The organism is Microcella flavibacter, from assembly GCF_012530535.1.
Lineage (GTDB): Bacteria > Actinomycetota > Actinomycetes > Actinomycetales > Microbacteriaceae > Microcella > Microcella flavibacter.
This window is the reverse complement of the sequence record NZ_CP051299.1, coordinates 507116-530532: the sequence shown is the minus strand read 5'-3', so window position 1 is coordinate 530532 and position 23417 is coordinate 507116. Positions and strand designations below refer to the sequence as shown.

Here is a 23417-nt window from a genome sequence, read left to right as displayed (position 1 = left end):
AGATCTGCCGATCGCCGAGAGCGGTCAGCGATCTCTTGCAGTTGTCGAGAGGGAACGAGAGACACAAACCAGAACATGCGGCCAGCTGCAACATGACCGGCAGCATTCTCAAACACACGCAGGTCCGTTAGATTTCTAACGGTCCAGGTGTTGCTGTTTCCATTCTGACGTTTGAGCTGATGGACTTCCGTTACCGCACCGTTCCGGTAAGTGAATTCCGACCCTTTTCCGATCTCAGAGTCAACATCTTCAATTGTTAGTGATCGCGCATCATCGCCAATGCAATAGAGCGCATGCCGAATCGTCCATGCAGCCTCGTAACGATTCCCAAACTTGTCCGCTTCTCCCCCTGGCCTCGGACTCATAAGAACTCCTGACCAAGGCTAGTCTTGGACATCACAATCCCAACTGGCGCGGCCATGACTGGGAAGGTTCGGCGACGTGCGTACGATCCCTCCAATACCTACCGGTTCCTTTCATCTATACCAAGCCCGAAGAATCGTTCGAAAAACGTCCCGAGCTTCTCGATCACGCGCTGCTTCTTCTCCCCATGACCGCCATCACTGGCGAAGCGTGACACGGGCGGAAGTACCTTCGTGATCGCGGTCCCGGATGTTCGGAGTGTGCCGTCACGGAAGGCAGTCGCGACGAACTCGCGTGTGGCCTCGGCCCGAAGACTCTCTTCGTCGATAATCGCTTCGAGTTCAGCTTCGCGCTTGGCGGCAACAAACGCTTGCCACTCGTCATCGATCGCTCCGTCGACAGAGACGGAGTCGACGAACGCTTCGATGAGGTCCTTCTTGTTGCGCAGCGTCGGGCTGGCGTCGACGGCGCGCGAGATCTCCGCGCGAATCTCCTTGTCGTCTCCGTCGCCGAACTTGTCGCGAAACTTCGCGACGAGCATCAGGATGTAATCGACGTTGATCTCGACCTGCTTGATCAGCTCGATCTCGAAGACGATGTCGTCATTGATGAGTTCCTTGTCGGCGTCCTTGTCCTTGCGGAACTCGGCGTAAAGGTCGAGGTAGATACTGCGGTAGTCCTGACTCTGTCGCTCGGTGAGGATCTCGTGGCCGGCGAAGTCGTCGAACGAGGTCAGGATGTTTTCGAGCCTCAAGATATGGCCGAGCAGCTGGATGAACTCCTTCTGAGACGCCTCTCCGATGATCTGCTGACCGAGTGGGAAGCTGGCCAGTAGTTCGCTGACCTTGTCCGCGTACTCTCCGTAGTAGTCGCCATACGGCTTGAGGAGCACAACACCGCGGGCGTCCTTGTTGCCGAAGAGTTCGAGTGCCGCGTTCGTCTCGTCTTCGAGGTTGCGGAAGGCGACGATGTTGCCATAGGTCTTGACCGAGTTGAGGATGCGGTTCGTGCGCGAGTACGCCTGAATCAGGCCGTGCGAACGGAGATTTTTGTCGACGAACAACGTGTTGAGCGTGGTCGCATCGAACCCGGTGAGAAACATGTTGACGACAATCGCGAGGTCAAGCTCACGATTCTTGAGTCGCTGAGATAGGTCTTTGTAGTAGTTCTGGAACTTGTCGGCGCTGGTGTCGTAGCTCGTGCCGAAGACGCCGTTGTAGTCCTGGATCGCATCCTCGAGGAAGCTGCGTGCGTCCATACTGAGCGCGTCGGTGTCGAAAGCCTCGTCATCGAGAATGCCGTCATCGCTGGCGTCGTTCGCTCCGTACGAGAAGATGATGCCGATCTTCAGCCGCCGATCCGGCGCGAGCTGTTCCTGCTGGATCTGGAACTGGTTGTAGTAGCGGCGGGCAGCGTCGATGGACGCGGTGGCGAAGATGGCGTTGAAGCCGCGCACGCGCCTACGTTCCCGCACCGCTTCGGCCTGACGTCGGCCGCGGGTCGATTCGGCAACGTTGATTACGACTGAGTGCTCGTAGCTCGACGAACGTTTCGTCTTCTGGTCGAAGTGATCGAGGGTGTATTTCACGATCTGGCTGATGCGCTCCGGCGCAAGCAGCGCGTTCTCTCGATCGATGGCAGAGACCTGCTTGTCGTCAGGGTTGCCGACTTTGATGGTGTTGACGTAGTCGATGCGGAACGGCAGCACGTTCTTGTCGGTGATCGCATCCACGATCGTGTACGTGTGAAGCTTCTCGCCGAATGCCTGCTCGGTGGTCCTGAGCTGCGGGTTGCCACCGGCGCCCGCGTTGGCCGCGAAGATTGGCGTGCCAGTGAAGCCGAACAGGTTGTAGCGCTTGAACGCCTTCGTGATGTCGGTGTGCATGTCACCGAACTGGGAGCGGTGACACTCGTCGAAGATGATCACCATGTGGCCGTCGTAGATCTCGTGGCCCTTGTTCGCCTTGATGAAGGTTGAGAGCTTCTGGATCGTCGTGATGATAATCCGAGCGTTCGGGTTCTCGAGCTGTTTCTTCAGCACGGAAGTGGAGGTGTTGGAGTTGGCGGCGCCCTTTTCGAAGCGGTCGTACTCACGCATCGTCTGGTAGTCGAGGTCTTTACGGTCGACCACGAACAGCACCTTGTCGACGCTCGGAAGCTTCGACGCGAGCTGGGCGGTCTTGAAGCTCGTAAGCGTCTTGCCCGAGCCGGTCGTGTGCCAGACGTAGCCGCCGGCCGCGACTGTGCCGAGCTGCTTGTAGTTCGTGGAGATATCGATCCGCTGCAGGATCTGCTCGGTCGCGACAATCTGGTACGGACGCATCACGAGCAGCAGGCGGTCGGCGGTGAGGACGCAATAGCGAGTGAGGATGTTGAGCAGCGTGTGCTTGGCGAAGAACGTCTTCGCGAATGAAGTCAGGTCCTGGATCGGCTTGTTCTGGGCGTCTGCCCACCACGAGGTGAACTCGAAGCTGTTCGAGGTCTTACGCCCCTTGCCAGGCTTCTGCCCTTCCTTGAGGTGCTGGTTGCGAGTCGTGTTGGAGTAGTACTTGGTCAGAGTGCCGTTGCTGATCACGAAGAGCTGCACATACTCGAACAAGCCGGAGCCCGCCCAGAAGCTGTCCCGCTGGTAGCGGTCGATCTGATTGAACGCCTCACGGATATCTACGCCGCGACGCTTGAGCTCGATGTGCACCATCGGTAGTCCGTTGACGAGAACTGTCACGTCGTAGCGGTTGGCGTACTTTGCGCCGCCCTCGCCTTGGCCGATCTCGTACTGGTTGACGACCTGAAGCCGGTTGTTGTGGATGTTCTGCTTGTCGAGCAATGTGATGTTCTTCGTTGAACCGTCATCTCGCTTCAAGAGCTGGACGTGATCCTCCTGAATACGCACGGTCTTCTCGACGATGCCATCGTTCTTCCCGGCAATTTTGTTCTCAAAGAAGTCCGACCACTCCGCATCCGAGAAGGTGATGCGGTTCAACGCTTCGAGCTGAGCGCGAAGGTTCGCGACGAGCTGCGCCTCAGACGCGATAGGCAGATACTCGTAGGCCTGTGACTGGAGGAGGCGGATCAGTTCATGCTCAAGCGCAGACTCCGACTGATACGCCGCTGCCGCTTGCGCGTCCGGGACGTACCCAGCAACGACCGTGCTCTCCGCGGAAACAGCAATCGGCTCGAATCTTCGGGAAGGAGCGTCACTCATGCGACGGCCTCCTCGAAGGTCAGCAGCCTATCTCGGTAGTACTCGTACTGCTTCCGACGGGCGTTCAATTCGGCAGGGAGGCCATAGGTCGAGTCGTTCACAATGCTGTCAAAACTCGCCAGACTGAGCGCGACCCGGCGCTGCGTCTCGAGGGATGGCACCCGGACAGTCAAGCGCTTGAATCCATCCACGTCGATGTTCTTCTGAGCGGACTGCGTCGAAGTCGCAAAGATTATCGGTTGCATGCTCAATAGGAGTTGCCCCACGAAATCCTTGTCAACGGATGCATCGATGACGTCGAACGTGAACCCCGAGTCGAGCATCCAAAACTTGCCGACAACCCGACGCACGCAGTTCGCTGACATCGCAAAACGAGAGATTACCCACTCGTCTTCACGGTTGAATGCATCGGTCCGGAAGCTCTCTCCGCCACCCCCGTAGACCGGATAAAGCGAGCCCGCGTCGTCCTTCTTCGTGATTCGCGTGCCGAAGTTCAAACGAATGATTTCACCGAGCGCAAGCTCCCGGACTCCCTCTTCGTCAGACACGTTCAGCAGGGCATGCCGGTAGTAGCCGTATTGAGTGCGTCGTGCTTCCAACTCCGCTTTCAACTCCGCTTCCAGCCGAATGAACTGATCCAGAACTCTCACGATCTCGCGCTGAACCTCCACCGGCGGTACTGGGATTCGGATCTTTGCGAGCGAGGTGCCGGATATGCGCCGGACCTTAGTTCCACTGATGTGACGGCGCTTCTGCTCCCGAAAGGAGCCGGAGTCAAAGAAGTAAGCCACATAGCGGGGATCAAGACTGTGACGATATATGTAAGCATCCCCACTTACCGCTGCTTCGACGGAACCTAGCCACGCCGTGGCTTTCGCCACCGCGGCATCATCTTCGCTCGTTGTAGCGATGACGAGATCTCCCGGCCTCGCTCGCCGTAACTTGGCCGCGAGAGCTGGGTCGGTGAAGGATTTGGTCGAGTCAGCCCAGATACCGTAATGAGTGTGGATCTGACCGTAGTGGATTGCGGGAAATCCTTCTTCCTTGAGGTCAGACTTCTGGAGACCGTTGCCTCGCACGAAATCGCCAAGTTCGCCAAGGGCCCGAAGCGGCACACCACTTGGCGCTAGTTCATTGAGTAATTGGTCAATCCGGCTCATGACGTTGCTCCTTCAAGCTCGGCGACCGAGGCATCAATGCCCCGACGAAGCTCGTTCTGCCGCTGAACGATCTGCGTGATTTCTGAGTTCAGGGCCGCGATGTCAATGACCACTCGCTCAGCGAGGGGCTGCACGTAGCGTGAGACTGAAAGGTCGAATTGCTCCAGCGCGATGTCCTCGTTTGGCACGAGGCGAGCGAAACCTTCTATGTTCTCTCGCGCACTAACTGCATCGAGGATCGATCGCTGGTGATCTTCGAACAACTCGTTCTTATTGCCGACTCGCTTGCACTGCTTCGAAGCATCAACGAACAGAGCCGCGTTATCGCGTTTCGCTTTGCGCAGGATGACGATCACGCCCGCGACAGTAACGCCATAGCCCCAGTCGGGTGGGAGTTGAATTACAGTGTCGATGAGGTTGTTCTCCACCAGGTACTCGCGGATCCTCGCTTCCGTGGCCCCCCGATAGAGAGTGCCGGGGAACTGCACGAGTACAGCGACACCATCCGTGGCAAGCCAGGACGCGGCATGCATCGTGAAAGCGAGGTCGTGATATTTCTTGGGCGCGAGAACGCCCGCGGGCGCGAAACGCTCATCGTTCATTAGGAGCGCGTCGTCCTTGCCGGCCCACTTCTGAGACCATTTCGGATTGGAGACGATGATGTCGAAGGGCTCGTCGTCGCGGTGTGACGGATCGGTCAATGTACTGGCTCCACCGTCGAGATTGATCCAGTTGAACTCAATGCGATGCACGAGCAAGTTCATCCGCGCCATGTTGTAGTTAGCTCGCACGAGCTCCTGTCCACTCACGGTTGCCTCGTGTTTGAGATGCTGACGAGCCTTGATCAAGAGCGATCCCGAGCCGAACGCTGGATCATAAATACTGCGAGCATCGGGATTAGCACCGGTTGCTAGCCGAGCCACCAGCTCCGCGATAGTTGGCGGCGTGAAGTGGTCACCGCCCTTTTTCCCTGCGGTCGTGACGTAATAGCGAAGCAGATCATCGAAGTCATCCGCCGCGTTCGTCATCTCATAGCTGGCGACGGACGTCAGGAGCGCCGAGAGTCGCTTGTTTCGGGCGTGAACCGAATCACCAAGAACAAGCGCGTTTGGATCGAAGGCACTGAAGAGGCCTTTGTAAACGTTCTCGCTTGGACTTCCGACGGCAGTCGCCTCGACAGCCTTAAATACCGTCGCGAGCGTCTCGTTCAGGTTCGCATCGTCAGCCGCAGCAGCCTGGGTGGCAGCAAACAGCTGACTCGGCAGGAGGAAGTATCCCTTCTCCTCAATCGTCGTGAATCGCGCCTGTTCCGCGGTGTTGTCGTCGAGACTCGCGTAGTCGAAATCGTCACGCCCGGCGGCACGTTCCTCGGCATTGATGTACTCCGCCAAGTCTTCCGATAGGAATCGGTAGAAGAGCGCCCCAAGCACATAAGATTTTAGGTCCCACGCCTCGGTCTCCGAGTGGAACTGCTTTGCAACTTGAACAATTCCACTCATGACCGAGCTCCGCTAGACCGTGAACTGCGTAGGTCCATGACAATGGCATCGATCTCCGCACGGAGCGCGGCTTGGCGCGACACAATGACCTCGATATCTCGCTCTAGCACATCGATATCAACAACTTCGCGCGTGTCTTCCCGCTCGACGTAGGAGGAAACGGCGATGTTGTAGGCGTTCGCCGCGATGTCTTCGTTCGACACCAACTTAATGAAGTGATCCTCATCCACTCGGTTCTCTAGCGCGAGCAAGATGTTCTGCTGGTTGTCTGGCGTGAGCTTGTTCTTGTTGCCGACGCGCTTGAACTCGTCCGCGGCGTCAACGAAGAGGACTGCATTGTCAGACTTGGACTTCTTGAGCACGATGATGCAGGTTCCGATCGTGGTGCCGAAGAATAGATCCGGCGGAAGCTGGATCACCGCGTCGACGTAGTTGTTGTCGATGAGGTACTTTCGGATCTTCTGCTCCGCTCCCCCGCGGTAGAGCACGCCTGGGAACTCGACGATGGCGGCTGTGCCGTTGACAGCAAGCCAGCTGAGGATGTGCATCGTGAAGGCGAGGTCTGCCTTCGACTTCGGCGCGAGCACACCAGCCGGGGCGAATCGTTCGTCATTGATGAGCAGCGGGTTAGCGTCCCCGTCCCACTTGATGGAGTAGGGCGGGTTGGAAACGATCGCCTCAAACGGCTCGTCGTCCCAGTGCTGCGGGTCGGCGAGGGTGTCGCCATGGGCGATGTTGAACTTCTCGTAGTTCACGTCGTGCAGGAACATGTTGATCCGCGCGAGGTTGTAGGTGGTCAGGTTGATTTCCTGGCCGTAGAAGCCGCCGACGTTCTCCTTGCCAAGTACCTTGGCGAACTTGAGCAGCAGCGATCCTGAACCGGCGGCAGGATCGTAAACCTTGTTGATGCGCTTCTTGCCCATAACGGTGATGCGGGCCAGGACGTCAGAAACTTCCTGGGGCGTGTAGTACTCGCCACCAGACTTGCCCGCCTGCGACGCATACATCTGCATGAGGTACTCATAGGCGTCGCCGAAGAGGTCGATCGAGTTGTCCTCGAAGTTGCCAAGGGGCAGATCGCCGATTGCCTCGAGTAGTTTGACTAGCTTCTCGTTGCGCTTCGCGACTGTGTTTCCAAGCTTTGAGCTGTTGACGTCGAGGTCGTCGAAGAGACCCTTGAGGTCGTCTTCGCTGTCCGAACCGACGGCGGAGCCTTCAATGTTCTTGAAGACGTGCTCGAGTGTCTCGTTGAGGTTAGGGTCGCTTGCGGCCCGCCTGCGGACGTTCTGGAACAGTTCCGAGGGAAGGATGTAAAAACCCTTCTCGGCGACCGTCTCTTTACGACCAAACTCTGCGTCCATGTCAGCAAGCGATGCGTAGTCGAAGTCCGCGTGGCCTGCCTCGTATTCACCCTTGTTGATGTACGCGGTGAGGTTCTCTGAGATGAATCGGTAGAAGAGCATGCCGAGGACGTAAGTCTTGAAGTCCCACCCGTCAACACTTCCCCGCAAGTCATTCGCAATGCGCCAGATTGTCTTATGAAGCTCGGCTCGCTGTGATTCACGGGTGGTTGGGGGCATTGATTGGACTCCTCGCGCCTGAGCGCTTTATTGATGACGCCTGGTCGGTGGCTCGAACCTATCGCGGACGGCCGACGGCCTGAAGGGCGCCACGAGGCCGCATGGACTTATATGAGCATTGTTCAGATTATATCACCGTAACGTCTGATCGCCCACCCCTCGCGCTCCCCTAACGTGAAGAGGCGGCGCTGGCCAGACCAGAACTCGAGGTTCTGCAGTCCAGCCAGTCGCCGCCGTGTCAGAGGATGTCTTCTCTGAAGATGGGCAACACGTCTTGGTCGAGCACGGGCACGACGCGGACGTCAGTGACCAGCGCCCACCGCTCCAGCAAGAGCATCGCCCAGATGACCGCTTCCCAGTAGTCGGTGTACTTCGCAGCGTTCCGGTGCCACTCGGTCTCACCAATTACTTGCACTTCAACCCTGTAGACCCGGGTCTCCATAAGCAGCGAGACGACCGCCTCAGGGACATCGGTCGTGTTGCCTTCCTCATCGGGCGCGCCGACGATGACGGCATTGCCAACCAGCATTGCGCGCTGCCGGGCTTCCGGAACGTGGAACCACCATAGGAAGGTCATGCGCGAGTTCAGGGGCAGGTGAATCGCCCCGGGTTTAGTGGAGGGCAGGTTCTCCCAACGTCGGCTGACGCTGGGGGTTGATCTCACGGTAGTACTGGTTCTCCATCTCGATGGGTGTGAGGTATCCGATCGATGAGTGCAGTCGGTTCTCGTTGAACCAGTGCACCCAGGAGAGGGTCGCGAGTTCGAGGTCGTCAACCCCGCGGAACGGTCCGTCGATCTTCACGCACTCGTTCCTGTAGAGCCCGACCACGCTCTCGGCGAGAGCATTGTCGTAGCTGTCGCCGACGGTGCCGATCGACGCGATCGCGCCGGCGTCGGCGAGTCTGTCGGCGTAGCGAATCGCGGTGTATTGCGCTCCCGCATCCGAATGTTGGATCACGCCGGTGACGTCTTCACCGGCGCGATCACGAACCCAGAGTGCCATCTCGAGCGCGTCCAACGGCAGCTCGGTTGGCATTCGATTCATCGTGCGCCAGCCAACGATCCGTCGGGAGAACACATCGGTGACGAACGCGGTGAACGCCATCCCGGACCATGTTGGAACATAGGTGAAGTCCACGACCCAGAGCTCGTTTGGACGGTCTGCGCGGAAGCAACGCTCGACGTGATCAGCCGGGCGGGCCGCCTTGTCGTCAGAGCGGGTCGTGACGAACTGCTTGCCCCGACGAACCCCACGCAGACCCTCTTGCCGCATGAGACGTTCGACAGTGCAGCGCGCCACCACGATGCCTTCTCGGCGCAGCAGATGCCACATCTTCCGGACCCCGCTGATCCCGCGCCCGAGGCTCCGATCCGTGAAGACTCGGCGGAGCTCGATGACGAGCTCCGCATCGCTGGCCGCTCGCGCCGATATCGGACGGGACTTGAAGGCGTAGTAACCAGACGGGGCGATCTTGACGCCGTGCTCGGAGAGCACCCGGCAGATCGGCTCGACCCCGAACCGGTCACGATGATCGTCGATGAACTGAACTACCACGGCAGTCGCGGGTCGAGCTCCCGCGCGAAGAACGAGGAGGCCGCCAACAGAATCTCGTTGGCACGCTTCAGCTCGCGGTTCTCGCCTCGAGCTGCTTGATCCGAGCCGCATCGCCGGTCGTGGTCCCGGGCCGCTCACCGGCATCGATAGCGGCCTGCTTGCACCACCCACGCAACGTGTCGGCATTCACCCCCGTCCGCTGCCCGATCCGGACCACCGCCGCGTTCAGCGACAGCTCCGAATCCTCCTTACGCGCCTCTTGCACGAGCCGAATAGCCCGCTCCCGCAATTCCTGCGGATACTTCCTCAGTGCTGGCATGATCCGATCCTCTCGGGGAATCAGACCCTCCATCAAACCCGGGGCGATTCAGACAGCCGAACTCGGGCTGCCGGCCGAAGCGGTGACGCTGGATCGGTCGGTCATCAGCGCGCAACTGCGTGAGGTGTACGACGTCGTCGAGATGGAAGGTCGCATCTATGCCTTCATTCGGTAGCCCGCGCAGCGTCCCGAATCACCCTCCGGGGGTGTTCTCCCACGGCAGACTGCGAGCGATGCGGAATAGTCAACAGGGGTGGCGTCCCCTGGGTTGGTGTAGTTTCCCGGCTCGGGTGTCACGTCGTGGACGTGGTGAGCCATCGTGCGATGGTCAGTGAGAACTGTCTAGGAATCTCACGGAAGGACACAAACGCACGATGGCTCTTGACCAGTCTGCCCTCCTCGAGCTACTCGGGGAACTGAAACTCACCGATGTGAACGACCGGATCCGGGTCGCGACCGAGACGCTCTACCAGGAGCTGATCGACGCGGAAGCAGCTGCGTTCATCGGCGCTGCCCCGTTCGAACGCTCCCCGGACCGTACGACGCAGCGCAACGGGACCCGGCTGCGGACCCTCACCACCACCGCGGGGGAGCTGGAGTTGCGGATCCCGAAGCTGCGGCAGGGATCGTTTTTCCCGTCGCTGCTGGAACGCCGCCGCCGGGTCGATCAGGCCCTGTTCGCGGTCGTGATGGAGGCGTACGTCCACGGCGTCTCCACCCGCAAGGTCGACGACCTGGTGAAGGCGCTCGGTGCCGACACCGGGATCAGCAAGTCGGAGGTGTCGCGGATCTGCAGCAACCTCGACGAGGACGTCGCGGCGTTCCGCGATCGGCCGCTCGCGGACAGCACGTACCCGTACGTGTTCCTCGACGCGACCTACTGCAAAGCCCGCGTCGGCCGGCGGGTCGTCTCCCAAGCCGTCGTCGTCGCGGTCGGTGTCGCCGCCGACGGGCGCAGGGAAGTCCTCGGCTTCGAGGTCGGGGACACCGAATCGCAACCGTTCTGGACCGCGTTCCTTCGCTCGCTGAAGGCCCGCGGGCTGGGCGGAGTGAAGCTGGTGATCTCCGACGCGCACACCGGGCTGATCGCGGCGATCGACACCGTCTTCCAAGGCTCGTCATGGCAGCGGTGTCGGGTCCACTTCATGCGCAACGTGCTTGCCAACGTCCCCAAGACCGCTGGGCCGATGGTCGCGTCGATCATCCGCACGATCTTCGCCCAGCCAGACACCGAGCACGTGTTCACCCAATTCCACGAAGTCGTCCGCATGCTCTCGAGGTCGCACCCGAAGATCGCCGGCATGCTCGAGGACGCGCAGAACGACATCCTCGCGTTCTGTCAGTTTCCCGCCACACACTGGCGGCAGATCTGGTCCACGAACCCGCTCGAGCGGGTCAACAAGGAGATCAAACGCCGCACCGACGTCGTCGGCACATTCCCCAACCCCGCCGCGTTGCTGCGCCTGGCCGGACACGTCCTGATCGAGCAACACGACGAATGGGACGGCGCTGACCGCCGCTACTTCAGCGAGCACTCCATGAAGCTCCTGAACGTCACCGAAGAGGAGGTCGCGATCCCGGAACTCGCTGCGGCATAATCACAACAGCTGACCCGCACGGTGTTGAGAAACTCCACCACTCAGCGGGACGTCACCGTCAACAGGCCCGGAATTCCGGGCCTGGCGAGGTAAAATGGGAGAGTAAACGGAGACCAAAGCCGATGTGCGAGACTGCATCGGGCCAGCGTCCCAGCCCATTCCTGAATGGGGCGCCCACTCCACCACCTCTCTCTCGAAATCACCGCTTCGAGACTGCTCTCACTCCCACGGAAGGAGGGCAGTCATGAGCCTGCCCGAGAACCCCACCACCTCCGCCTTCGTCGCAGCACCACCGCGACTGCCCGACATCGCCCCGCACGTTGAGGTCGGCCCGAGCGAGACGACGATCATCAACCCGATCGCCGACGTCGTCGCGCCCGCCGGATCACGCGCAGTGGTCTACCTGCGTGTGTCATCCAAGGGGCAGGTCAACACCGACTACGACCCCGAAGGGATCTCGATCCCCGCACAGCGGCAGTCCTGCCAACGCTAGGCGGAGCAGCTCGGGCTGACCATCGTCGCCGAGTACGTCGAGGCCGGTATCTCGGGAACAGAGATGACCAAGCGGGTCGCCTTCCAGCAGATGCTGGAGCGTATCCGGCGCGACAAGGACGTCGACTACGTCATCGTTTACAAGCTCTCGCGCTTCGCCCGGAACCGAACCGACGACGCCATCGTCATGGCCGACCTGCAGAAGCGCGGCGTCACCCTGATATCGGCAACCGAGTCGATCGACTCCACGCCGGTCGGGCAACTCATGCACGGCATTCTCGCCGCGTTCAACGAGTACCGGTCACGCGAAGACGGAGCCGACATCGCCTACAAGATGGCCCAGAAAGCCAAGAATGGCGGCACGCTCGGCAAGGCACCAATCGGCTACATCAACACCCTTGAGCGCATCGAAGGGCGTGAGTTCCGCGGCATCGCCGTCGACGAAGAACGCGCCCCCTTCGTCAAGCTCGCTTTCGAGTTGTACGACAAGGGCGAGTTCTCAATGGAGGACATCGCCGACATTCTCACCGAGCGTGGCCTGGAGACTAGAGCGACGGCACGCAGACCTGCGGGCCCCGTCTCCAGTTCGAAGATCTCGGCCATGCTGCGCGACCCGTACTACGTCGGCGACATCGTCTACAAGGGTGAAACTTACGAGGGGCGGCATCCGGCGATCATCGACCGCGACCTCTTCGTTCGAGTTCAGCAACGACTCGAGGCGTCAGGACGCGCCGGTGAGCGCAAGCGTGTCTACCCGCACTATCTCAAAGGCTCGCTGTGGTGCGGCGAGTGCTACGCCGTGCGCGGACTGGTCGACAAGCGGATGATCATCCAACGATCCATCGGCAAGACCGGTGGCGAGTACTTCTACTTCTTCTGCCGAGGCAAGCAGCAAGGTGTCTGCAACTCACGCCACATCCCTTTCGATCTCGTCGAGGACCAGGTCATCGAGCACTACCGCATGGTGCAGCTCAGGCCTGAGTTCATCGAGTGGGTGCACGGCCAGATCGACAATGCGCTTCAAGACCAAGCGGGTTCTCGTCGTCAGCTTCGAGACCAGATCCAGGGGCAGATCGCACGGCTTCAGACCAGGGTCGACAACCTGATTGACCTCGTCGCCGATGGAGGACTGGCTGGATCGAAGGCCCGCGAGAAGATCACCGAGATCGAGCGGGAACGCGCCGGGCTCGAGGCCCGCCTGGGAACCATTGAAGACGACCTGAGTATCGGTGCGGAGTTCCTTAAGGGCTGGCTCGAACTGTTGCGAGACCCCTATGAGCTCTACCGCACAGCCAGCAACGACATGCGCCGCGAGCTCAACCAGGCGATCTTCACGCGCATCTTCGTCATTGACCAAGACCGCGCGGAGTCCGAGCTCCAGGAACACGTTCGACTGCTTCTGGAGGCACAAGCCGAGTGGGCGGCATCGTTCGGCCTCGGCATCGGAGCCGGGTCAAACGAAAACGACGCCGAAGCGTCGTTACGTGGTGAATCAACCGAAGGTCACTGGCGCAAACCCGTGGACTCGGCCCTGGGTTCGAGTAAGCAATCTTTGGTGCCCCTGGAGGGACTCGAACCCCCAACCCTTTCCTTAGGACGGAACTGCTCTTCCATTGAGCTACAGAGGCTGACCGCTCCACTGTACGGGCTGGGCGATGACGTGCGCAGCCGGAGCGTCAGGCGGCGAACCCGTTGGTGAGGAACGCGGCCAGACCGAACAGGGTCACTGCCGACGGCAGCACGCCGAAGATCGCGACGACGACGCCCTCGCCGAACGCCTCACCGAGGGTGCGGCGCGCGGGTGCGGCCGTCGCGGCGGCGACGAGCCCGCCCGGCGTGTAGGCGCGGTCGGATCGAGCGCCCGAGCCGATCAGCCCGCTGGCGAGCGCCGCGTCGATCTGGGCGTCGATGCCGGCCGGGTCGGCGACGGTCGGCAGCGTGCGGCCGAACGAGCCGAGGTGCCGCTCCGAGCGCTCGACGCCCTCGACGAGACGGGCGAACGCCGTCATGGTGGCGGCAGCCGACGACGACGGCTCGGCGAACCAGGTCTGGCGCTCCTCGGCGGCGAGACGCACGAGCTGCAGGCGCGTGGGCGACTCGGCCGCCGGGCGCCACTGCAGCCACGAGAGCAGGTCGCGCGATGAGATGACGTGCGGCAGATCGCGGGCATCCGTGCGGGCGTCGGTGAACGAGCGCTCGCCGATGATGACGGTGACCGGGATGACCGGCTCCTGCACCCCGGTCGCCGCGGTGAGGCGCCTGCCGACGGCCGCGGCCTCGTGCACGCCCTCGGTGCAGCGCGCGAGCCGGCGCGACCCGGCCTCGAGACTGTGATCGTCGACCAGCACGTCGAGTCCGCGGTGGTGCTGGGTGCTGACGGCGTAGACGCCGGTGGGACCGATCAGCAGGTGGGCGAGCGCCGCGTGCGGCCCGAGCGGAACGGCGTGGAGCGCCGTCCACTCCGGACCGAGCATCGCGAGCACGAGCCCCAGCTCGATCTCGCCCTGCGCGCGGTCGAACCACGGCCGGGCATCCGGATGCAGGCGCACCCGATCGCCGACCCGCAGCGCGTAGTCGCGGGCCTCGGCCGCGGACTGCGCCCGAAGGCACCGCTCCGCGGCATCCTGACCCGCGGCTCGCGCCAGCGGCTCCTCAACGGCAGTGATCCCCCCGGATCGTGCCACCGTCGCATTCCCGAAATACGACATTTGTTCCCCCGGCCATCAGGTTAGGGGTCTGAGCGTCGGCGGTCAGGCCCCCTTTAGGGGGACTGTATTGCCCGCCGAGCCGCGCGCCGTGCCGAATGCCTCCCGACGCGCCGCGCGGTGTTCGCTTTGCGAGCGTCGACAGATCGCCGAGGCTACGCGGCCGCCGGCGCCAGGTACTCGTCCCAGGAGGGCTGCGGTCGCTCGATGCCGCGCACGAGCCACGCGGTGCCGTGCGGCGCGCGCGGCTGCACCCGCAGCCGCCATCCCATCTCGGCGGGCGTGCGGTCGCTCTTGAGGTTGTTGCAGCGCAGGCAGCAGGCCACGAGGTTCTCCCACGAGTCGCGGCCGCCGCGCGAGCGGGGCATGACGTGGTCGATGGTGGTGGCGTGGCCGTCGCAGTAGGCGCAGCGGTTGGCGTCGCGCCGCAGCACGCCCCGGCGGGTGAGCGGCACCTGGCGGCTGTGCGGCAATCGCACGTAGCGGCGCAGCACGATGACGCTCGGGCGCTCCCACGAATCGTGGATGCCCAGCACGGGGTGGTCGGAGTCACGGACCAGCACGGTGGCCTTGCCGTTCATGACGAGAACCAGGGCCCGGCGGAACGACACGACGGCGAGCGGCTCGTAGCCGGCGTTGAGAACGAGAGTGCGCACTGCGGAACCTCCAGGGTGAACGGGCCCGCATGGCCTGCGGGCGGTCCTACTCGCCGGTTCCGCCGTCGGCGGGAGGGTTCAGCGCTCCCGCTCGCGCGGGCACAAAAAAAGCACTGCAGTCAGACTGCAGTGCTCATCTCGACGCGACCGTGACAGGGCACGATCCGGCGAACGCTGGGCTGTATGCGGAACAGGACGCGCGCATCCACGGTTTGGATGTCGCGCTGCTCGCACATGGCCTCTCCCGGGCTCCTCTTGGTGGTACCGAGTGGGTTCAGGGTAAACCATGAACCGGCGCGCCGTCCGAGGAGGGCGCGCCGGTTCACGAGCGGTTCATGCGGGAGCGTGCGGGGCGCCTCAGATGCCGATGCGCACGATCCAGTAGTTGTCCGTCCAGATGGGGCGCACGCTCACGTAGGCGCCCGGCTTCGGGGCGTCCATGATCATCCCGTTGCCCATGTAGATGCCGTTTGCCCGGGCATGATCACGAGGTCGCCGGGAGCCGCGTCGGCGCGCGATATGCGGGTGCCCATCGCGTCCTGCCCGACCACGGAGTGCGGCAGCGAGACGCCGAACTGGGCGTAGACGAACTGCACGAAGCCCGAGCAGTCGAAGCCCGAGGGGTCGGCGCCGCCGAAGCGGTACGGGGTACCGATGTACTGCTCACCGACCGCGACGATTCCGTCGAGGCTGAAGCTCGGGTAGGCCGGGTTGGCGAGGTAGTCGCCGACGGACGGCCCGCCGTACGCGGCGCTCGCGGCGGCCGGAGCGGCGGCGATCTCGGCGCGGCGCTCGGCGGCCGCTGCTGCGGCAACCGCGGCGGCCTCAGCGGCGCGGGCCGCCTCGAGCTCCTCCATGGAGGTGGCGGTGAAGACGTCGCGCACGACGGTCTGCGCGGTCGTCGCCTCGATGTCGAGCTCCTGCGCCCCGGCGGCGCGCAGCTCGGCCTGCGCGGTCGCCGCGTCGAGTCCGCCGGCGTTCGCGACCGGATCGATCGCGTAGCCCGGCAGGGCCAGGGTCGCGACGAGGCCGGTGGCCACCGCCATGACGCAGACGTTGAGGGCGGTTCCCCGCCAGGTGTCACGGAGGGGTCGACGCGCCGCAGAAGTGCTGGCGACGTCGCCGGTGGTGTTCGCTGGGATCAGGAGTTGAGAGCTCTCGCATCTCACCGCTCCTCGCAGGCGACGGGCCGATCCCAGATGTTGCGGTTATTCGTCAGTCAGCGACGTATATATGCTGCGCGACCTCGATCGGCAGCTCGATGCCCTCGGCGCGGCCGATCACCTCGACCGAGATGTAGCCGTTCGCCTCCGCGCGGATGCGGGCCTCGGCGCCGGGCAACACGCCCGCCTCGTGCAGCTGGTGCAGCAGGTCGGGATCGAACTGCACGGGCTCGGCGAGGCGCCGGATGGTGCAGTGCAGCGTGCCGGCGGCGAGCGCGTGCGGCAGCGGCAGCACGCCGTCGAGGAACGACTCGGCGACGGGGCCGCCGATCTCCTCCAGCCCCGGGATGGGGTTGCCGTACGGCGACTCGGTGGGGTCGCCGAGCAGCGTCAGCAGCCGGCGCTCGACCTGCTCGCTCATGACGTGCTCCCAGCGGCAGGCCTCGTCGTGCACGAGCGACCAGTCGAGCCCGATCACGTCGGCGAGCAGGCGCTCCGCGAGGCGGTGCTTGCGCATCACGCCGACGGCCTTGTGCCGCCCCGTCTCCGACAGCTGCAGGTGGCGGTCGCCGTCGACGTGCACGAGCCCGTCGCGCTCCATCCGGGCGACGGTCTGCGACACGGTCGGGCCGGAGTGCCCGATGCGCTCCGAGATGCGGGCGCGGAGGGGCACGATGCCCTCCTCCTCGAGGTCGAGGATCGTGCGCAGGTACATCTCGGTGGTGTCGACGAGATCCGTCATTGATCGCCTCCCGGTGGCATCGCACCGCCCTGGCGGGCAGACCTCCAGCCTAATCGACGCGGTCTGTGCGCAGCGGACCGCTCAGTAGCATGGAGGCCATGGCCGACATCGTCATCCCCCGCGATCTGCTCCCCCTCGACGGCCGCTTCGGTTGCGGCCCCTCGAAGGTGCGGCCCGAGCAGCTGGATGCTCTCGCCGCCGCTCGCGAGGTGCTCGGCACCTCGCACCGCCAGGCCCCGATCAAGAACCTCGTGAAGAGCGTGCGCACCGGGCTCTCCGAGCTCTTCCGCCTGCCCGAGGGCTACGAGGTCGTGCTCGGCAATGGCGGCTCCACCGCCTTCTGGGACGTCGCGGCCTTCGGCCTCATCGAGCGCCGCAGCGCCCACCTCGCGTTCGGCGAGTTCGGCGCCAAGTTCGTCGCCTCGGCGAGCGCGCCGTGGCTCGAGGCCCCGCACGCCGTGACGACGCCGGGCGGCACGCGCGGCGCCCTCGAGCCCGTCGACGGCGTCGACGTCTACGCGTACCCCCACAACGAGACGTCGACGGGCGTGAGCGCTCCGGTGACGCGCGTGGGGGCATCCCCCGATGCCCTGACGCTCGTGGACGCGACGAGCGCGGCCGGCGGCATCGACTTCGACGTCGCCGAGACCGACGTCTACTACTTCGCCCCGCAGAAGAACTTCGCCGGCGACGGCGGCCTGTGGCTCGCGCTCATGAGCCCCGCGGCGATCGAGCGCGCGCAGCGGATCAACGCCTCCGACCGCTACATCCCGCCGTTCCTCTCGCTCACGGCGGCGATCGACAACTCGCGCCTCGAGCAGACCCTCAACACCCCGGCGCTCGCGACGCTCGTCATGCTCGACGAGCAGACCCGGTGGATGAACGCCGAGGGCGGGCTCGCCTGGGCGGGGGCGCGCACGGCCGAGAGCTCGGGAATCCTCTACGACTGGGCCGAGGCGCACCCGCTCGCAACGCCCTTCGTGGCCGACCCCGCGCACCGCTCCCCCGTCGTCGTCACGATCGACCTCGACGACTCGATCGACGCCGCGCTCGTCGCGACGACCCTGCGCGCGAACGGCATCGTCGACACCGAGCCGTACCGCAAGCTCGGTCGCAACCAGCTGCGGGTGGCGACCTTCGTGGCGATCGAGCCCGACGACGTGCGGCAGCTCACCCGCTCGATCGACTTCGTGCTCGACGCGATGGCCGGCTGATCCCCGTGCGCCTCTGGATCCGCCAGGAGGAGCGCCGGCCCGAGCCGGCGCCGCTGCGCACGAACGACGCGCGCGCCTTCTGGGTGGGTCTGGGCGGGTGGATGCTCGGCCTCGCCGTCGTCCTCGCCATGCTCGCGGTTCCCGGCGCGATCGACACTTGGGGCGCCCTGCTCACGATCGGCATCGGCATCGCGCTCGGCGTCGCGGGCGTGATCGTCTCCCGGCGCACCGGTCACGACAAGCGCGGGAGCGCGGCCGCCCCTCCCGAGGCCGCGCACCCCGGCGCCGGGCCGGCGATCGGCCCCGTCACCCCGCCGCTCGGCTGACGCACAGCCGCCACACGGGCGCGCGCGGCCCGAGTACGGCACGCTGATCGGCATGACCGACACGCTCGCCCCCGGCAGCCGCGCCGACGCCACCCCCGCCGAGTCCGCCGAGTCCGCCGAGTCCGCCGAGTCCGCCGAATCCGCCGAGGCGGGCGGCCTCGACGAGATCCGCACCGAGGTGCTCGTCGTCGGCGCCGGCCCGGGCGGCACGGCCGCCGCCCTCCGCGCCCGCGAGCTCGGCGCCGACGTCACCGTCGTCGAGGCCGCCGCGACGGGCGGCACCTGCGTCAACCTCGGCTGCGTGCCGACGCGCGGGCTGGCGAAGGCCGCGCGCCTCATGCGCGAGGTGCGCACGGCCGGCCGCTACGGCATCGTCGCGGTCGACGAGCGGGTCGACTGGGCTGCCACGACCGGCCGCGTGCGCGAGGCGGTGCAGGCGGTGCGGGACATGAAGCGCGAGCCGGCGCGGTTCGCCGAGGCGGGCATCCGGCTCGTGCAGGAGGGCCGCGCGCGCTTCGAGGACGCCCACACGATGGTGCTCGAGAGCGGGCGGCGCATCCACGCCGAGACGGTCATCCTCGCCGTCGGCGGGCACTCCAGCCGCATCCCCATCCCCGGGGCCGAGCTCGCGACCGTGCCCGAGCACGTGCTCGACCTGCCTGAGCTGCCGCGCCGCGTCGCGATCATCGGCGCGGGCAATACGGGCGCGCAGCTCGTCACGATCTTCCGCTCCCTCGGCAGCGAGGTGACGGTGCTCGACCTCGCGCCGCGCGTGCTCATGACGAGCGACGAGAGCGTCTCGGCCGCGATCGCCGAGGCCTTCGAGGCCGACGGCGTAGCCGTGCGCACGGGCATCGCCGGCGTCGACCGGCTCGAGCAGATCGATGATGGCATCGCGGTGCACTGGCGACAGGGCGAGGATGCTCAGCGCACCCTCGTCGACGTCGTGGTCATGGCCACGGGGTGGCCCGCCGACCTGAAACCCCTCGCGCTCGACAAGGCGGGGCTCGAACCCGAGCGCGGCTTCCTGCAGGTCGACCGCTTCTACCGCTCGCCCGTGCCGAGCATCCTCGTCGTCGGCGACGCCAACGGCCGCGACATGCTCGTGCAGGGGGCGCAGTTCGAGGGTGAGGCGGCGGCCGAGAACGCCGTGCTCGGCGTCAACCGCCGCTCGATGCTCAGCCTGCTGCCCGCGGGCGGGTTCACCGACCCCGACTACGGCGGAGTCGGCGCGACCGTGGCCGAGGCCCGCGAGCGCGACCCGCGCTGCATCGTCGTCACGGTGCCGTTCAGCGACCTTGACCGCGCCGTGATCGACGATCGCACGCGCGGGTTCCTGACGCTCGTCGTCGACGGCCGGCGCGACCTCGTGCTCGGCGCGCACGCCGTCGGCGAGCACGCGATCGAGATCGTGCAGTCCGTGGCGACCGCGATGGCGGCGGGCGCGGATGCCGCGACCCTCGCGGCCGTGCGCTTCGCCTACCCGACCTACGGCGCGATCATCGGGCTCGCCGCGCGCGCGGCGCTGCGCGACGACCCGGAGGTCGCCGACGTCACGAGCGCCGTGCTCGGCTGAGCCGCGCGGGCGCCGATGCCGTGAGGCGGGCTAGCTGTACCCGGTCAGCACGTTGGTGACACAAGGCAGAGGAGAAGGCCTTCATTCTGGGTGGTGTCTAAACGCCCTGAAGAGGAAGGCCTTCTCGTGGTCCACCGTAACGCTCCCCTTGCTCCCGCCGGCCGACTGATCCTGGTCCGACGGGTGCTGTCCGGCCGGCCTGTCTCGCATGTCGCGAAAGAGCTCGGAGTATCACGCCAGTGCGCTCACCGCTGGGTGACCCGCTTCCGCGAGCACGGAATCCGCGCGCTGGAGGACCGCTCCTCCAGGCCGCACCGCTCACCCACCACCACCTCCCCGCAGCTGGCCGCAGCGCTGATCGCGTCCCGGGAACACGACAGGCTCGGCCGCGATGAGCTCGCCCGACGCTTCGCGGTGAGCCCTTCGACCGCGTCCCGGTTGATCGCCCGGGCCGGCTTGCCTGCCCTGCATGAGTTGGACCCGGTCACCGGGACTCGCATCCGTCAAGGCCGCCGGACCCGTCTTCGATACGAGCGCGAGCAGCCGGGTGATCTGATCCATATCGACGTGAAGAAGCTCGGCCGCATCCCTGACGGCGGCGGATGGCGCCTGAACGGTCTGGGAACGATCGAGCACAACATCGGCCGGAAACGATCCGTGAGGCTCGGCTTCGACTACGTCCACGTCGCGGTCGATGACCACTCGCGGCTCGCGTTCGCGCAGGTGCTGCCGGATGAAAAGGGCGAAACCTGCGCGGCGTTCCTCGCCAACGCTGCTGCGTTCTTCACCGGACACGGGATCAGGATCCGGCAGGTCATGACCGACAACGCCTTGAACTACCGAAACTCCGCAGCCTTCCGAAGCGTTATGGAGTCGTTGGCGGCCACCCACGTGCTCACGAGACCGTATTCGCCCTGGCAGAACGGGAAAGCCGAACGCTTCAATCGCACCCTCCAGGAGGGGTGGGCATATCGACACGCGTTCACCTCGAACCAGGAACGCGCCAACGCCCTCGCGCCCTGGCTTGACCACTACAACTACGATCGACCCCACACCGCCTGCAAAGACCTGCCCCCGATCAGTCGAGTGTCACCAACCTCATGACCGAGTACAGCTAGCTGTACTGGGCAGTCACGTTGGCGACACTCGGCTGATCGGGGGTGCTCCGATGGCTGTGTGGATGCGTTGAGTGTTGTAGTGCTCCAGCCAGGGCGCAAGCGCAGCCGCTCGGTCGTCGTTGGAGGTGAACACTTGCCGGTAAGCCCATTCGATCTGCAGCGTCCGGTTCAGGCGTTCGACCTTGCCGTTCTGCCAGGGGCAGTGAGGACGGATGAAGACCTGTTTCGCGCCGAGTTGAGCCGCCGCAGCAGCGAGGGATTTGCGATAGGCGAAGGCGTTGTCGGTCATGATCCGCTCGATGCGGGTGATGCCGCGCTGGGCGAAGTAGTCCGCGGCGCGGAGCAGGAACTGCGCGCAGGTGATGCCTTTCTCGTCGGGAAGGATCTCGGAATACGCCAACCGGGAGTGGTCATCGATCATGGAGTGGACGTAGTCGAACCCGATGCCGCGGCCGCGGACTTGTTCGCTGCGGCCGTGGGCGCGCCATCCGCCGCCGTCGGGGATCCGGCCGAGCTTCTTCACGTCCATGTGGACCAGCTCGCCGGGCCGGTCTCGTTCATAACGCAGCCCGGTTCGGCGAGAGGCGCGGATCACTGCCCCGGTCAGTGGATCGCATTCCGCCAGGCGCGGCACGGCATGCCGGTGAAGGATCGCGCCGATCGTGCGGGTTGGGATTCCCAACTCCTCAGCAAGTCTCGCCGGCCCGACCCGGCGCCGGCGTCGCAAAGTCAACACTTGTTGCTCGAGGTGGGCCGGTGTTCGATTCGGTGAGCGATGCGGGCGCGAGGAGCGGTCCTGAAGCCCCGCGGCACCTTCCTGCCGGAACCGGCCGACCCATCGATGGGCGCATTGTCGGGAGATGCCGAGCTCGGAGGCGACGTGAGCGACCGGGCGGCCTTGACCGATCACCCGGTCGATCAGCAGCAGCCTCCCGCGGACATTGAGGCGGGCATTACCGTGGGACACGAGACCTCCTGGCAGTGAAGAACTAGACAGCTCCACTAAGCCAGGAGGTCTCCCTGTCTCACAACGGTTGTGTCACCAACGTCCCTGCCGAGTACAGCTAGCTGTACCCGGTCAGCACGTTGGTGACACAAGGCAGAGGAGAAGGCCTTCATTCTGGGTGGTGTCTAAACGCCCTGAAGAGGAAGGCCTTCTCGTGGTCCACCGTAACTCTCCCCTTGCTCCCGCCGGCCGACTGATCCTGGTCCGACGGGTGCTGTCCGGCCGTCCTGTGTCGCATGTCGCGAAAGAGCTCGGCGTGTCACGCCAGTGCGCTCACCGCTGGGTGACCCGCTTCCGCGAGCACGGAATCCGCGCGCTGGAGGACCGCTCCTCCAGGCCGCACCGCTCACCCACCACCACCTCCCCGCAGCTGGCCGCAGCGCTGATCGCGTCCCGGGAACACGACAGGCTCGGCCGCGATGAGCTCGCCCGACGCTTCGCGGTGAGCCCTTCGACCGCGTCCCGGTTGATCGCCCGGGCCGGCTTGCCTGCCCTGCATGAGTTGGACCCGGTCACCGGGACTCGCATCCGTCAAGGCCGCCGGACCCGTCTTCGATACGAGCGCGAGCAGCCGGGTGATCTGATCCATATCGACGTGAAGAAGCTCGGCCGCATCCCTGACGGCGGCGGATGGCGCCTGAACGGTCTGGGAACGATCGAGCACAACATCGGCCGGAAACGATCCGTGAGGCTCGGATTCGACTACGTCCACGTCGCGGTCGATGACCACTCCCGGCTCGCGTTCGCGCAAGTGCTGCCGGACGAAAAGGGCGAAACCTGCGCGGCGTTCCTCAACAACGCTGCTGCGTTCTTCACCGGACACGGGATCAGGATCCGGCAGGTCATGACCGACAACGCCATGAACTACCGAAACTCCGCAGCCTTCCGAAGCGTTATGGAGTCGTTGGCGGCCACCCACGTGCTCACGAGACCGTATTCGCCCTGGCAGAACGGGAAAGCCGAACGCTTCAATCGCACCCTCCAGGAGGGGTGGGCATATCGACACGCGTTCACCTCGAACCAGGAACGCGCCAACGCCCTCGCGCCCTGGCTTGACCACTACAACTACGATCGACCCCACACCGCCTGCAAAGACCTGCCCCCGATCAGTCGAGTGTCACCAACCTCATGACCGAGTA

At 64.5% G+C, this 23417-nt stretch carries 19 protein-coding genes, 1 tRNA gene, 2 pseudogenes and 1 other annotated feature; of the genes and pseudogenes, 9 read left to right on the top strand and 13 right to left on the bottom strand.

The genetic code is table 11. From position 1 onward, the window contains the following. Positions 1 to 463: 463 nt before the first annotated feature. The 6 genes and pseudogenes from HGB54_RS02495 to HGB54_RS02470 all read right to left on the bottom strand — a co-directional run bounded on the left by HGB54_RS02495 (position 464) and on the right by HGB54_RS02470 (position 9682). Entirely contained in the window at positions 464 to 3568 is a 3105-nt protein-coding gene (locus HGB54_RS02495) for a type I restriction endonuclease subunit R (RefSeq protein WP_168915053.1), read from the bottom strand. Further along, positions 3565 to 4728: a restriction endonuclease subunit S gene (locus HGB54_RS02490; protein ID WP_168915052.1), complete on the bottom strand. Its 1164-nt coding sequence runs from the start codon at positions 4726 to 4728 to the stop codon at positions 3565 to 3567. Before HGB54_RS02490 ends, HGB54_RS02495 begins: the two co-directional genes overlap by 4 nt. Further along, the gene (locus HGB54_RS02485; RefSeq protein ID WP_168915051.1) at positions 4725 to 6227 is read right to left on the bottom strand and encodes a type I restriction-modification system subunit M; all 1503 of its coding nucleotides are present in this window, start codon (positions 6225 to 6227) and stop codon (positions 4725 to 4727) included. The genes HGB54_RS02490 and HGB54_RS02485 overlap by 4 nt, the downstream gene beginning before the upstream one ends. After that, positions 6224 to 7807, bottom strand: coding sequence for a type I restriction-modification system subunit M (locus tag HGB54_RS02480; RefSeq protein ID WP_168915050.1), 1584 nt, complete (start codon positions 7805 to 7807; stop codon positions 6224 to 6226). The genes HGB54_RS02485 and HGB54_RS02480 overlap by 4 nt, the downstream gene beginning before the upstream one ends. Before the next feature lie 238 nt (positions 7808 to 8045). Beyond that, positions 8046 to 8384, bottom strand: a complete 339-nt coding sequence (locus HGB54_RS02475) for a hypothetical protein (protein WP_168915049.1) — start codon at positions 8382 to 8384, stop codon at positions 8046 to 8048. Positions 8385 to 8418: 34 nt separating this feature from the next. Next, positions 8419 to 9682 (bottom strand): annotated as a pseudogene (locus tag HGB54_RS02470) (IS3 family transposase). Beyond that, positions 9271 to 9399, bottom strand: a sequence feature (AL1L pseudoknot). (Overlaps the previous pseudogene by 129 nt.) On the opposite strand from HGB54_RS02470, the gene HGB54_RS02465 reads away from it, so the two are divergent. From HGB54_RS02465 to HGB54_RS12800, 4 genes and pseudogenes are all read left to right on the top strand, one after another. Then, positions 9681 to 9857, top strand: coding sequence for a hypothetical protein (locus HGB54_RS02465; protein ID WP_168915048.1), 177 nt, complete (start codon positions 9681 to 9683; stop codon positions 9855 to 9857). The pseudogene HGB54_RS02470 and the gene HGB54_RS02465 sit on opposite strands and share 2 nt — an antisense overlap. A 199-nt stretch (positions 9858 to 10056) precedes the next feature. After that, the gene (locus HGB54_RS02460; protein ID WP_166194845.1) at positions 10057 to 11280 is read left to right on the top strand and encodes an IS256 family transposase; all 1224 of its coding nucleotides are present in this window, start codon (positions 10057 to 10059) and stop codon (positions 11278 to 11280) included. 244 nt (positions 11281 to 11524) lie between these two features. Continuing rightward, on the top strand, positions 11525 to 11773 hold the full coding sequence (locus HGB54_RS02455) for a hypothetical protein (protein ID WP_168915047.1): 249 nt from the start codon (positions 11525 to 11527) through the stop codon (positions 11771 to 11773). A gap of 15 nt (positions 11774 to 11788) precedes the next feature. Continuing rightward, positions 11789 to 12478: pseudogene (locus tag HGB54_RS12800) on the top strand (recombinase family protein); the annotation flags it as partial. Between the two features lie 201 nt (positions 12479 to 12679). Here the strand turns inward: HGB54_RS12800 and HGB54_RS02445 are convergent. From HGB54_RS02445 to HGB54_RS02420, 6 genes are all read right to left on the bottom strand, one after another. Further along, positions 12680 to 13159, bottom strand: a complete 480-nt coding sequence (locus HGB54_RS02445) for a hypothetical protein (protein ID WP_168915046.1) — start codon at positions 13157 to 13159, stop codon at positions 12680 to 12682. Positions 13160 to 13325: 166 nt separating this feature from the next. Then, a tRNA-Arg gene (locus tag HGB54_RS02440) sits at positions 13326 to 13400 on the bottom strand. A gap of 48 nt (positions 13401 to 13448) precedes the next feature. Then, positions 13449 to 14456, bottom strand: a complete 1008-nt coding sequence (locus HGB54_RS02435) for a nuclease-related domain-containing protein (protein WP_168915045.1) — start codon at positions 14454 to 14456, stop codon at positions 13449 to 13451. Between the two features lie 176 nt (positions 14457 to 14632). Then, a complete protein-coding gene (locus tag HGB54_RS02430) occupies positions 14633 to 15133 on the bottom strand; it encodes an HNH endonuclease (protein WP_168915044.1) in 501 nt (166 codons plus the stop codon). A gap of 443 nt (positions 15134 to 15576) precedes the next feature. Then, positions 15577 to 16179, bottom strand: coding sequence for a C40 family peptidase (locus HGB54_RS02425; protein ID WP_228545899.1), 603 nt, complete (start codon positions 16177 to 16179; stop codon positions 15577 to 15579). 169 nt (positions 16180 to 16348) lie between these two features. Next, positions 16349 to 17038 carry a metal-dependent transcriptional regulator gene (locus HGB54_RS02420; protein ID WP_168915043.1) on the bottom strand — a complete coding sequence of 230 codons (690 nt, stop codon included), beginning with the start codon at positions 17036 to 17038 and terminating at the stop codon, positions 16349 to 16351. A gap of 98 nt (positions 17039 to 17136) precedes the next feature. Between HGB54_RS02420 and serC the strand changes: the two genes are divergently transcribed. From serC to HGB54_RS02400, 4 genes are all read left to right on the top strand, one after another. Next, a complete protein-coding gene (gene serC / locus HGB54_RS02415; protein ID WP_168915042.1) occupies positions 17137 to 18252 on the top strand; it encodes a phosphoserine transaminase in 1116 nt (371 codons plus the stop codon). Between the two features lie 5 nt (positions 18253 to 18257). Continuing rightward, positions 18258 to 18578 (top strand): DUF2530 domain-containing protein, encoded by a 321-nt coding sequence (locus tag HGB54_RS02410; RefSeq protein ID WP_168915041.1) that lies wholly within the window; start codon positions 18258 to 18260, stop codon positions 18576 to 18578. Between the two features lie 52 nt (positions 18579 to 18630). Beyond that, positions 18631 to 20154: a dihydrolipoyl dehydrogenase family protein gene (locus HGB54_RS02405; protein ID WP_168915040.1), complete on the top strand. Its 1524-nt coding sequence runs from the start codon at positions 18631 to 18633 to the stop codon at positions 20152 to 20154. Between the two features lie 126 nt (positions 20155 to 20280). Further along, a complete protein-coding gene (locus tag HGB54_RS02400) occupies positions 20281 to 21258 on the top strand; it encodes an IS481 family transposase (RefSeq protein ID WP_168915630.1) in 978 nt (325 codons plus the stop codon). 27 nt (positions 21259 to 21285) lie between these two features. On the opposite strand, the gene HGB54_RS02395 is transcribed toward HGB54_RS02400, so the two are convergent. Next, positions 21286 to 22239, bottom strand: a complete 954-nt coding sequence (locus tag HGB54_RS02395) for an IS481 family transposase (RefSeq protein ID WP_168915039.1) — start codon at positions 22237 to 22239, stop codon at positions 21286 to 21288. A gap of 193 nt (positions 22240 to 22432) precedes the next feature. On the opposite strand from HGB54_RS02395, the gene HGB54_RS02390 reads away from it, so the two are divergent. Continuing rightward, positions 22433 to 23410: an IS481 family transposase gene (locus HGB54_RS02390; protein ID WP_168915038.1), complete on the top strand. Its 978-nt coding sequence runs from the start codon at positions 22433 to 22435 to the stop codon at positions 23408 to 23410. The last annotated feature ends 7 nt before the right edge of the window (positions 23411 to 23417 follow it).